8 protein-coding genes, 1 tRNA gene and 1 pseudogene are annotated in these 10,980 nt (G+C 68.5%); 1 reads left to right on the plus strand and 9 read right to left on the minus strand.

Annotated elements, in window-relative coordinates; all coding sequences use genetic code 11:
* Positions 1 to 85 precede the first annotated feature (85 nt).
* From pknB to ACFY6U_RS32725, 6 genes are all read right to left on the minus strand, one after another.
* A complete protein-coding gene (gene pknB, locus ACFY6U_RS32700) occupies positions 86 to 2,074 on the minus strand; it encodes a Stk1 family PASTA domain-containing Ser/Thr kinase (protein ID WP_390043966.1) in 1,989 nt (662 codons plus the stop codon).
* Positions 2,075 to 2,243: 169 nt separating this feature from the next.
* On the minus strand, positions 2,244 to 3,728 hold the full coding sequence (locus ACFY6U_RS32705; RefSeq protein WP_390043968.1) for a peptidoglycan D,D-transpeptidase FtsI family protein: 1,485 nt from the start codon (positions 3,726 to 3,728) through the stop codon (positions 2,244 to 2,246).
* Entirely contained in the window at positions 3,725 to 5,164 is a 1,440-nt protein-coding gene (locus ACFY6U_RS32710; protein WP_351498543.1) for an FtsW/RodA/SpoVE family cell cycle protein, read from the minus strand. The genes ACFY6U_RS32705 and ACFY6U_RS32710 overlap by 4 nt, the downstream gene beginning before the upstream one ends.
* Before the next feature lie 27 nt (positions 5,165 to 5,191).
* Positions 5,192 to 6,751, minus strand: a complete 1,560-nt coding sequence (locus ACFY6U_RS32715; protein ID WP_351498592.1) for a Stp1/IreP family PP2C-type Ser/Thr phosphatase — start codon at positions 6,749 to 6,751, stop codon at positions 5,192 to 5,194.
* A 98-nt stretch (positions 6,752 to 6,849) separates the two neighbouring features.
* On the minus strand, positions 6,850 to 7,374 hold the full coding sequence (locus ACFY6U_RS32720; RefSeq protein WP_351498541.1) for an FHA domain-containing protein: 525 nt from the start codon (positions 7,372 to 7,374) through the stop codon (positions 6,850 to 6,852).
* Between the two features lie 10 nt (positions 7,375 to 7,384).
* Positions 7,385 to 8,263 carry an FhaA domain-containing protein gene (locus ACFY6U_RS32725; RefSeq protein ID WP_390043970.1) on the minus strand — a complete coding sequence of 293 codons (879 nt, stop codon included), beginning with the start codon at positions 8,261 to 8,263 and terminating at the stop codon, positions 7,385 to 7,387.
* A 409-nt stretch (positions 8,264 to 8,672) separates the two neighbouring features.
* Between ACFY6U_RS32725 and ACFY6U_RS32730 the strand changes: the two genes are divergently transcribed.
* Positions 8,673 to 8,756 (plus strand) — tRNA-Leu (locus ACFY6U_RS32730).
* 194 nt (positions 8,757 to 8,950) lie between these two features.
* Here the strand turns inward: ACFY6U_RS32730 and ACFY6U_RS32735 are convergent.
* The 3 genes and pseudogenes from ACFY6U_RS32735 to ACFY6U_RS32745 form a co-directional block, all read right to left on the minus strand.
* Positions 8,951 to 9,685, minus strand: coding sequence for a hypothetical protein (locus ACFY6U_RS32735; RefSeq protein WP_390043972.1), 735 nt, complete (start codon positions 9,683 to 9,685; stop codon positions 8,951 to 8,953).
* Between the two features lie 225 nt (positions 9,686 to 9,910).
* Entirely contained in the window at positions 9,911 to 10,750 is an 840-nt protein-coding gene (locus ACFY6U_RS32740) for a hypothetical protein (protein ID WP_390043990.1), read from the minus strand.
* A gap of 129 nt (positions 10,751 to 10,879) precedes the next feature.
* A pseudogene (locus ACFY6U_RS32745) lies at positions 10,880 to 10,980 on the minus strand (transposase); the annotation flags it as partial.

The raw sequence follows: 10,980 nt of genomic DNA on the forward strand, positions 1-10,980 counted from the left end.
AGCTCGGCGGGGCCGAGAAGTGCCTGCCGTGGGCTGACCAGGAGCGTCCGCCCGGGCAGGCTCTTTCGTCGCTGCGCGTGGAACGTCAGCCGAAGGTACCGCCGAAGAAGTTGGTACCGCCGTTGTTGTTCCCGCCGTTGTTGCCGGTGCTCACCGTGGTCAGGGTGATCTGCGTGCCGCCGGGATCATTGACGCCGGTGTTGGCCTGCGGGTCCTGGTTGGTGACGAGGGCGTTGTCGCTGGAGTCGCCGTTGAACTGGATGTTGGTGAAGCCGGCCGCCTGCAGGGTCTGCTTGGCCTGCTTCACGGTCTGGCCCAGGACGCTCGGCACGGCCGTCTGCTGCTGGGCCTTGCCGATCTGGATGTTCACCGTGGAGTTCTTGTCGACCTGCGTGTTGGCCGCCGGGTCGGTCGAGACGACCTTGCCGACCAGGTTGGGGTCGGTGGTGTCGACCTCGGTGCAGTTGCCGGTGAGGTTGTTCGCCTGCATCTGCGCCTTGGCCTCGTCACAGGTCTTGCCGCTGACGTCGGGGACCGTGGACTTCTCCTGGGCCTTGGCGACCGTGAGAGTGATCGTGGAGCCCTTCTGGACTTCCGCGCCGAGGGCCGGATCCTGGTCCAGGACGGTGCCCGGGTCCTCCCCGGAGGTCCGCTGCTTCGTCTTGACGACGAACTTGTACTTGTCGCCCTCAAGCGTGGTCCTGGCGTCGTCGATGTTCTGGCCGACGACGCTGGGTACGACCACCTTGGGCGCGCCCGTCGAGACCACCAGGTTGATCGTGTCGCCCTTGTTCACGTCCGAGCCGGCCGTCGGGTCCTGGGAGCAGACGCTGCCCTTGGGCGCGTTGTTGCAGGTCTTCCGTGTGGGCGTCCCCAGCTTCAGGCCCGAGTTGTCGGCCATCTTCTGCGCGTCCGCGTAGGTCTGTCCGACGAAGTTCGGGGCGGCGAAGGGTTTGTCCGACCCGCCCCCGCTGACCACCCACTTCCCGATCAGGATCGAGCCCACCAGCACGAGGATGCCGGCGACCACGAGCAGGATCGTGGACGTGTTGTTCTTCTTTTTCTGCTGGCGGCGGCGGTCCGGGCGCTCGTCGTAGCCGTAGCCGCCGTCGTCCGGGTTCATCGGGGGGAGCATGGTGGTGGCGCCGGCGTCGGAGCGCATGGCCGTGGTGGGCATGTCGTCCGGGTAGCCGCCGTAGCCGACGGAGCCCATGGCCGCGGTGGCCGCGACCGGCTGGCCGTCGAGACAGGCCTCGATGTCGGCGCGCATCTCGTCGGCGGACTGGTAGCGGTAGTTCGGGTCCTTGACCAGGGCCTTGAGGACGATGGCGTCCATCTCGGGCGTGATCTCGGGGTCGAAGACCGACGGCGGCTGGGGTTCCTCACGGACGTGCTGGTAGGCGACCGCGACCGGGCTGTCGCCCACGAAGGGCGGCCGTACCGTCAGCAGCTCGTAGAGGAGGCAACCCGTCGAGTAGAGGTCCGAGCGGGCGTCGACCTGCTCGCCCTTCGCCTGCTCCGGGGAGAGGTACTGGGCGGTGCCGATGACGGCCGCCGTCTGGGTCATGGTCATGCCGGCGTCGCCCATGGCGCGGGCGATGCCGAAGTCCATGACCTTGACCTGGCCGTTGCGCGTCAGCATGACGTTCGCCGGCTTGATGTCACGGTGGACGATGCCGCTGCGGTGCGCGTACTCCAGGCCCTGGAGGATGCCGATGGTCATCTCCATCGCGCGCTCGGGCAGCAGCTTGCGGCCGGAGTGCAGCAGCTCACGCAGCGTCGAGCCGTCCACGTACTCCATGACGATGTACGGGATCGAGACCCCGTCGATGTAGTCCTCGCCCGTGTCGTAGACCGCGACGATCGCGGGATGGTTGAGCGAGGCGGCCGACTGGGCCTCCCGGCGGAACCGGGCCTGGAAGGACGGGTCGCGCGCGAGGTCCGCGCGCAGCGTCTTCACCGCCACCGTGCGGCCGAGCCGCGTGTCATGGGCGAGGTAGACCTCCGCCATGCCACCACGGCCGAGCACGTGGCCCAGCTCGTACCGGCCGCCGAGGCGACGCGGCTCTTCCATAGTTCCCTACCAGCCCTCTCCGTCGGTCCCGACCGGCACGGGTGTGCGGTCGGAGGCTGCCGTCCGGGCCTACCGTACCCGGCTCTGTTTGTGTGACCTGGCCAAGCCCGTAACCCGATACAGGACCGGTATGTCAACGTGCACCGATGTGAAGGGGACGTGAGCGGGGTCACTTCTTGGAGTTGATGACCGCCTCCATCACGCTCTTCGCGATCGGGGCCGCGAGGCCGCCGCCGGAGATGTCGTCACGGTTGGCCTGGTCGTCCTCGATCACCACGGCGACCGCGACCGGCTTGCTGCCGTCGGGGAGCTTGGCGTAGGAGATGAACCAGGCGTAGGGGTTCTCGCTGTTCTCCACGCCGTGCTGGGCGGTACCGGTCTTGCCGCCCACGGTGATGCCGTTGATCTGCGCGTTCTTGCCGGTGCCGTCCTTGACGACCGTCTCCATCATGGACTGCAGGACCTGGGCGTTCGAGGAGCTCAGCGGCTGGCTCATCTCCTCGGGGTCGGTCTGGGAGATGGTGTCCAGGTTCGACGACTGCAGTTTGTCGATCATGTACGGCTTCATCAGCTTGCCGTCGTTGGCGACCGCGGAGGCGACCATGGCCATCTGGAGCGGGGTCGCGGCGGTGTTGTACTGGCCGATCGAGGACAGCGCGGTCTGCGACTGGTTCATGTTGTCGGAGAAGACCGAGGCGCTGGAGCGGACCGGGGTGAACTGCTCGGAGTCGAATCCGAACTTCTTCGCCTCGGCGAGCATCTTGTCGTTGCCGAGGTCGGCGCCGATCTTGCCGAAGACGGTGTTGCAGGAGAACTTGAGCGCGTTGCGCATGGTCGCGTTCTTGCAGGGGATGTTGCCCTCGTTCTTCAGCTCGGTGGTGGTGCCGGGCATGACGTAGGGCAGCGGGGAGTCGGTGTTCTCGTCGGCCGACTTGTACAGGCCGTTCTGGAGCGCGGCCGCGGCGGTGACCACCTTGAAGGTGGAGCCCGGCGGGTAGGTCTCGCGCAGCGCCCGGTTCAGCATCGGGTCGTTCGGGTTGTATTTCTTCTGCAGCTTCTTCCAGGCCTCGGCGTCGGTGTCCGAGGTGCCGGCGAAGGCGGAGGGGTCGTACGACGGGTAGGAGGCCAGCGCCAGGATCTTGCCCGTGGAGGGCTCCAGGGCCACGACCGCGCCCTTGCCGCCCTGTGTCTTCAGACCGTTGTACGCGGCCTTCTGCGCGGCCGCGCTGAGGGTGGTGACGACGTTGCCGCCCTGCTTCTGCTTGCCCGTGATCATGTCGAGGGTGTTGCGGAAGAAGAGCCGGTCGTCGTTGCCGGTGAGGATGCCGTCCTCGAGGCTCTCCAGCTGGTTGGCGCCGAAGGCCTGGGAGGCGTAGCCGGTGACCGGCGACCACATGGGGCCGTTCTTGTACGTGCGCTTGTACTTCAGGTCGTTGAGGCCGGAGGAGCCGGATGCCGTGGACCCGGTGATCGGGTTGCCGTCGACGATGATGTCGCCGCGCGGGGTGGAGTAGCGGGCGATGGTGACGCGGCGGTTGGACGGGTCCTCGCGGAGGGTGTCGGCCTTGACGTACTGGAGCCAGTTGTCGCGCAGCAGCAGGGTGAGGACCAGGAGGCCGCAGAAGATCGCGATCCGGCGCAGGGGCTTGTTCATGAGGGGCGGACCACCTGGGTCATCTCGGCGTCGGGGTTGGCGGCGGGGGCCGGGGCCGGGCGGCGGGCGGTGTCGCTGATGCGGATCAGCACGCCGATGAGGGCCCAGTTGGCGATCACGGAGGAACCGCCGTACGCGAGGAACGGCATCGTCATACCGGTCAGCGGGATGAGGCCCATCACACCGCCGGCGACGACGAAGACCTGGAGGGCGAAGGCGCCGGAGAGGCCGACGGCGAGCAGCTTGCCGAACGGGTCGCGGGCGGCGAGCGAGGTGCGCACACCGCGCTCCACGATCAGGCCGTAGATGAGCAGGATCGCCATGATGCCGGCGAGGCCCAGCTCCTCGCCGAAGGTGGCGAGGATGAAGTCGGAGTTGGCGGCGAACCGGATCAGGTCGGAGTGGCCCTGGCCGAGGCCGGTGCCGAGGGTGCCGCCGGAGCCGAACGCCCACAGGGCCTGCATCGCCTGCTCGGAGTGGCCGGCGACGCCCTGCCGGGAGAGCGTGTACTCCTTCATCGGGTCGAGCCAGGCCTGGACACGCTGCTGGACGTGCGGTTCGAAGCTGGCCACGCCGACCGCGCCGGCCGCCGACATCAGCAGACCGAAGACGATCCAGCTGGTCCGCTCGGTGGCGACGTACAGCATGATGATGAACATTCCGAAGAACAGCAGCGAGGTACCGAGGTCGGTCTCGAACACCAGGATGAGGATCGAGATGAACCAGACGACCAGGATCGGTCCCAGGTCGCGGCCGCGCGGCAGGTACAGCCCCATGAAGCGGCGGCTGGCGAGCGCGAGGGCGTCCCGCTTGACCATCAGGTAGCCGGCGAAGAACACCGCGAGGACGATCTTCGCGAACTCACCGGGCTGGATGGTGAAGCCGCCGATGGAGATCCAGATCTTGGCGCCGTAGACGTTCAGGCCGAGGCCGGGGACCAGGGGGAGCAGGAGCAGGAAGAGCGCGGCCACCATGGAGATGTAGGTGTAGCGCTGGAGTGCTCTGTGGTCCTTGAGGAAGATCAGGACGACGATGAACAGCGCGATGCCCATCGCGGTGTACAGCAGCTGGTTGGTGGCCTTGCCGCCCGAGACGTGGATCGACTGGAGCAGCTTGGACTGGTCGAGTCTCCAGATGACGACCAGGCCGAGGCCGTTGAGCAGGGTGGCCAGCGGCAGCAGCAGCGGGTCCGCGTAGGGGGCGAACTTGCGGACGACGAGGTGCGCGACGGCGGCGAGGAGGCCGAGGCCGAGGCCGTAGCTCAGCAGTCCGGCGGGGACCTTGTCGTTGATGGCCAGGCCCACGTTGGCGTAGGCGAACACCGGGATGGCGACGGCGAACACCAGGAGCGCGAGCTCGGTGTTGCGCCGGCTCGGCGTGCCGATGGAGCCGATCGTGGACGTGTGGTTCGTCGACGTGTTGGTAGTACTGCTCATCGTGTGACAGGGCCTCTCACGGCTTGCCTACTGCTTACCGCACAGCGAGACGACCTTCTGCTCATCCTCCGAGAGGGTGGGGCCGGGGCTGGGGGTCGCTGAGGGGGACGGGGACGGTGACGCCGTGGAGGACGCCGAGTTCGAAGGGCTTGGCGAGGCCTTGGACGTGAGAGAGGTCTTGGTGGTTCCCGTGGTGCCGCCGGCCTCGCCCTGGCCGGTCTTGGAGTTGGTCTTGGACTCGGCGGCGGTGCGCTCCGACTCCTTCTTGCAGGCGGAGGCCTGCACGGCCAGCTCCTGCACCTTCGACCGGGCGTCCTGGAGACCGCCCTCGGCGATGGTCGCCTTGACCTGCTTCTGCTGGTAGGGCGGCAGGTACTTGAGTTCGATCTCGGGGTGGTCCGTCTCCACCTTCGACAGTGACACCCAGGCCAGGTCCTGGCTGATGCCCTGGTACAGCGCGACGTGCTCGCCGTTGGCGCCGACGTAGTACTGCGTCTGCGTCCAGCGGTAGCCGCCGTACAGGCCCCCGCCGATCACGGCGAGGGCGAGCACGCTGTAGAAGGATCTCTTCAGCCACTTGCGGCCCCTGCGGGGCTTGACGAAGTCGTCGTCGGTGTAGTCGCCGAAGCTGTCGGTGGGGACGTAGCCGGTGGTGTCGCCGGAGCCGGGCGGGCCGAACTCTCCGCCGCCGCCGTGGCCCTGCCGGCCGAGGTTGGCGGCGCGGCCGGCCGGGGTCTGCATGTAGCCGTTGTCGTGCAGGTGGTGCTGGTTCTCGGCGACCGCTCCGACCACGACCGGGGTGTCGGAGAGCTGGCCCGCGAGGGTGTCGCCGGTGTCCAGGTCGAGGACGTCCGCGATGATCACCGTGATGTTGTCGGGGCCGCCGCCGCGCAGCGCGAGCTGGATCAGCTCCTGCACGGTCTCCTGCGGTCCCTGGTAGCTGGCGAGGGTCTCCTCCAGGGTCTGGTGGGAGACGACCCCGGAGAGCCCGTCGGAGCAGATGAGATACCGGTCACCCGCGCGCACCTCGCGGATCGACAGGTCCGGCTCGACGTGGTCGCCGCTGCCGAGCGCGCGCATCAGCAGCGAGCGCTGCGGGTGGGTGGTGGCCTCTTCCTCGGTGATCCGGCCCTCGTCGACGAGCCGCTGCACCCAGGTGTGGTCCTGGGTGATCTGCGTGAGCACGCCGTCACGGAGCAGGTACGCGCGGGAGTCGCCGACGTGCACGAGGCCGAGCCGCTGGCCGGTCCACAGCAGGGCGGTGAGGGTTGTCCCCATGCCTTCGAGCTGGGGGTCCTCCTCCACCATGGCGCGCAGCTGGTCGTTGGCGCGCTGCACGGCGTGGCCCAGGGAGGTGAGGATGTCGGAGCCGGGCACGTCGTCGTCGAGCGTGACCAGGGTGGAGATCACCTCGGAGGAGGCGACCTCGCCCGCGGCCTGGCCGCCCATGCCGTCGGCGATGGCGAGCAGGCGGGGACCGGCGTAACCGGAGTCCTCGTTGCCCTCGCGGATCATGCCTTTGTGCGATCCGGCGGCGAAGCGCAGTGACAGACTCATGCGCACCTCGCCTGTCGGCTCCGGGTACATCCGCACGGTGCCCACCCTCCGGTCGGGAGCGCGCCGGGGACCGGCGTCCGGTCCGCCGCTGCGTGCTCGCTCCGCTCGCGCCTATCCATGATGTAGCACTACTTCCGCAGCTCGATGACGGTTTTGCCGATGCGGATCGGTGCGCCCAGCGGGACCGGCGTGGGAGTCGTCAGCCGGGACCGGTCCAGGTAGGTGCCGTTGGTCGAGCCGAGGTCCTCGACGATCCACTGGCCGTCGCGGTCCGGGTAGATCCTGGCATGGCGGCTGGAGGCGTAGTCGTCGTCCAGCACGATCGTCGAGTCGTGGGCGCGGCCGAGGGTGATGGTCTGTCCCTGGAGCGCGACCGTCGTACCGGTGAGGGTGCCCTCGGAGACGACCAGTTTGGTGGGGGCGTTACGGCGTCCGCGGCCGCCGGCCGCGGGCTGCTGGCCGCGCTGCTGCGGGGGCGCGGCCTGCTGCCGGGCGGCGGGCTGCTGCCGGCGGCCTTCTTCCCTACGCGATCCGCGCTGGGTGACGCGCGTACCGAACAGGTCGCTGCGGATGACCTGCACGGCCACGATCACGAACAGCCACAGTACGGCCAGGAAACCCAGCCGCATGACCGTGAGGGTCAGCTCTGACATTGCCCCCGCTTCACCCTTCGGCTTGCCGGTAAATGATGGTGGTGCTGCCCACGACGATCCGCGAGCCGTCGCGGAGCGTAGCGCGGGTGGTGTGCTGCCCGTCCACCACGATGCCGTTGGTGGACCCGAGATCCTGGATCGTCGAGGGCGAACCGGTCCGGATCTCGCAGTGCCGGCGGGAGACGCCGGGGTCGTCGATCCGCACGTCGGCCTCGGTGCTGCGGCCCAGCACGAGCGTCGCGCGGGAGATCTGATGGCGGGTGCCGTTGATCTCGATCCAGTAGCGGGTGCGGGCACCGGGCGCCGAGGCGCCGACGGGACCCGAGGGCGGCCGCTGGGCGGCCGGCTGGGCCGGCTGGGCCGGCTGCGGGTAGCCGTAGCCGCCGGGGCGGGCGCCGGGCGGCGGGGCGCTCGGCATCGGCGGGGCGGCGGCGCTCTGCTGCGGGTAGCCGTAGCCGCCCGGACGCTGCGGGGCACCGCCCGCGGGGGCGCGCTCGGGGGCCTGCTGGTTGCTGGAGGAGGCGAGCGTACGGCTGCGCACCCGGTACAGGCCGGTGTCGAGGTCGTCGGCCTTCTCCAGGTTGACCTTGATCGGCCCCATGAAGGTGTAACGCTGCTGCTTGGCGTAGTCGCGGACCATCCCGGCGAGCTCGTCGCCGAGCTGCCCGGAGTAGGGGCTGAGCCGCTCGAAGTCGGGCGCGCTCAGCTCCACGATGAAGTCATTGGGTACGACGGTCCGGTCGCGGTTCCAGATGGTCGCGTTGTTGTCGCACTCGCGCTGCAGCGCGCCGGCGATCTCCACGGGCTGGACCTCGGACTTGAACACCTTCGCGAAGGTGCCGTTGACCAGACCTTCGAGACGCTGCTCGAACTTCTTCAGGACTCCCACAGGGCACCTCCTCTGTCGCCTTGCCCGTACTGCCTGCCGTTGCCGTTACCGCTCACTGATCGTATCTACGCGCCCGGCAATCAGCCGGTTCCCCGAGCGGCCCCCCTTCGAACCGATCGGCTCGCTTCTCCTGTCAAGGATCGGCGCTACTTCTTCCCAGGATCGTAGAGGTGGCCCACGACCAGTGTCCCGCACCTGACTGTGGACCCGATCCGTCTCCTGGACAGATGGGCTCGACCGGTACGAGGTTGATACGTGACCGCGGACTGCTCGGTACGTGATCACCAGGTGAGCGCTGCCCCGGGACAAGGGATGTGAACCCAGCCTGTCCCACGTGCTAGTGTTCTCGGTGTCGGAAGGGGCCAGCCCGAAGGAAACAACGGGGCTGAGGCCGGAAGACACACCCAATGCGCGGGTGGCGGAATAGGCAGACGCGCTGGATTCAGGTTCCAGTGCCCGCAAGGGCGTGGGGGTTCAACTCCCCCCTCGCGCACAAGGAAGAACCGACGGAACGGGTCTTCACCAGTGACGAAAGTCACCGGTGGAGGCCCGTTCCTCGTTGTCGGGCCGGAACCAGCCCGGACAGGGACGTGACAGGGCCCCGGCGGTGAGGTATCTCACGGCCGGGGCCCTGCTATTTGAGCTGCTGGTCGTTACCCGGGTGGTGCTGTGGTGACCTCGGCCGGTTCATGCGGCCGACGACAGATGGCCGGTAGGTGTCCAGGTCCCGGGCTCTTTGATCTTCCGCCTGTGGTGGGTGCGGCGGCGAGGGCGTTCGCCGCCGAGCGAGAGCGTCTCCAGCCATTTCTTGATCTTGCGGCGGTTGGCGTGGGCGAGCTGGAAGGCCAGGAGGATCGTCTGGGCCGCGATGCCGCGGATGCGGCGGGAGCCGGCGGCTTCGATGCCCTCGGCGAGGGGGTTCTTGGCATAGCCGTTGTAGCCCTCGACGCTGTTGCGCAGCCGGAAGTAGATCTTCTGCCATTCCGGGCCGCCGTACTCCAGGGCCTGCCACTGCTTGGCGCCGGCTTCCGGGCCGACGGTGATGGCGCGCTGGCGGCAGACCTTGACGGGGCCCACCGGGCTGGGTTCCGGGTCGACGAGGGGAAGGTGGATGCCGCGTCCCATCGTGTGGGGCTTGAGAGAGCACTGGGCCTTGCCCGCTTCGGCGGGGCACATCATCCGCTGGTAGCCGTCGGCGTCGGCGTTCTGCTTCGGCATGAGGCGGTAGCCGCGGCGGGCGGCGATCAGCCGGACCCACGTCTCCCGGTCGATGCGCTCGGCATGCAGATCGATGGTGGCGTTGATGAGGGGCTTCGGCATGGACGGGCAGTACCGACGGCCCTCGACGAGGATGGCGCCCTGCGTTCCGTCCTGCTTGCCGAGCTGGTCCGCCCGGTAGTCGTAGACGGGCTTGTAGCCCATGGCTCGGACGGGGATCTGCCATTCCGCGGGCTCAGAGTTGTTGTAGGCGCGGTCACCGGCAAGGTAGCCAGGCTTGTATCCCCGCTCCCGGAGTCGGCCGAGGACCTTCAGGCCGTTGTACGCAGGGCGCTGGCCGGGCTTGTCGAGAGCGACGCCGAGGACGACGACGGGCAGGACTTCTGGGTTCGGGTGCCGTCGTCGAGGAGTACGGCGTCGTGTTCTGTGTCACGGGTCACGATGAGGTGGGCGTCGTAGCCGTAGAGGTACTTCTTCTTGAGCGAGGTCTTCTTCTTGCCCGGAGGCGGCTTGGCTTTGCCCTTCCTGGCGGGCGGCGGAGGCGGGCGCATGGCGTCGGACACCGGCACGTCCGGGTCGCGGTGGTCGCCCTCGCGTACGTACCAGCCGGCGTCCGGATCGGTCGCGAGCTCGGGTCCGTTCGTGCGACGGCCGCGGGAGAACGTGCGGACGGGGGGTGGCGTCGATGCCCAGGGAGACCTCTGCCAGTTCTGCCAGCAGATCGTGGAGGGGGCGTACGGAGGCGTCCAGCACGAACTCGGTGAACAGCGCCAGCCGTCGCTCCCGCTCCGCCAGCTCGTCCACGTCGGCTGCCGCCGTCAGCGCGCTCGCCTCCTTGCGTGAGAGGTGCCCGTTGGGCGGCAGCGGGGAGGGGTTCATCGCGTCCTTCATGGCGTGGAAGATCCGCCTGACCACGGCGTAGGCCGCCTCGAATCCCTGGTCGTGGTCGTCGTACTCGGCTATGCCGAGGCGGGCGCGCAGCTGCGGGCTGATGCGGAAGTACAGGATGTCCGTGACCCGTTCCAGGACGATCTTTCCGCCGGTGTCCTGGGTGCAGAGATGGAGACCGACCAGAAGGCTTCTGAGGTGCAGGGTGCGGTGCCGGCCGCGCGGGAGGTGGACGAACTCCTCCAGCAGCGGAACGAGTTGGCTGTTGTCGACTTCCTCGATCGCTGCATCGACGTCGGCGTCGTTGATGAACCTACGCTTGGCGCGCATCGCCAGGAGGCGCTCGTGGCGATCACTGGGCAGGCTGCGGGGCGTGGTCATTGGCTGCCTCGCAGCAGGCGGGCGGCTTCTCCGGCGGGGACGGCGCTCAGAAACGGCAGGATGCGGGAGAGGCCGTGGAGGGTGTCGACGCCGGCCGCCGCGGCGATGACGGTGATGGGAAGCCGCTCTTCGAAGACGGAACGCGGTGACCTGTTCGTCCAGGTGCTTGGCCATCGCACTGACCTGGGACTTCGACAGCTGGGTCACCCCGAGGGACTCGGCGAGCTTCT

It is taken from the genome of Streptomyces sp. NPDC013157, assembly GCF_042899865.1.
Taxonomy (GTDB): domain Bacteria; phylum Actinomycetota; class Actinomycetes; order Streptomycetales; family Streptomycetaceae; genus Streptomyces.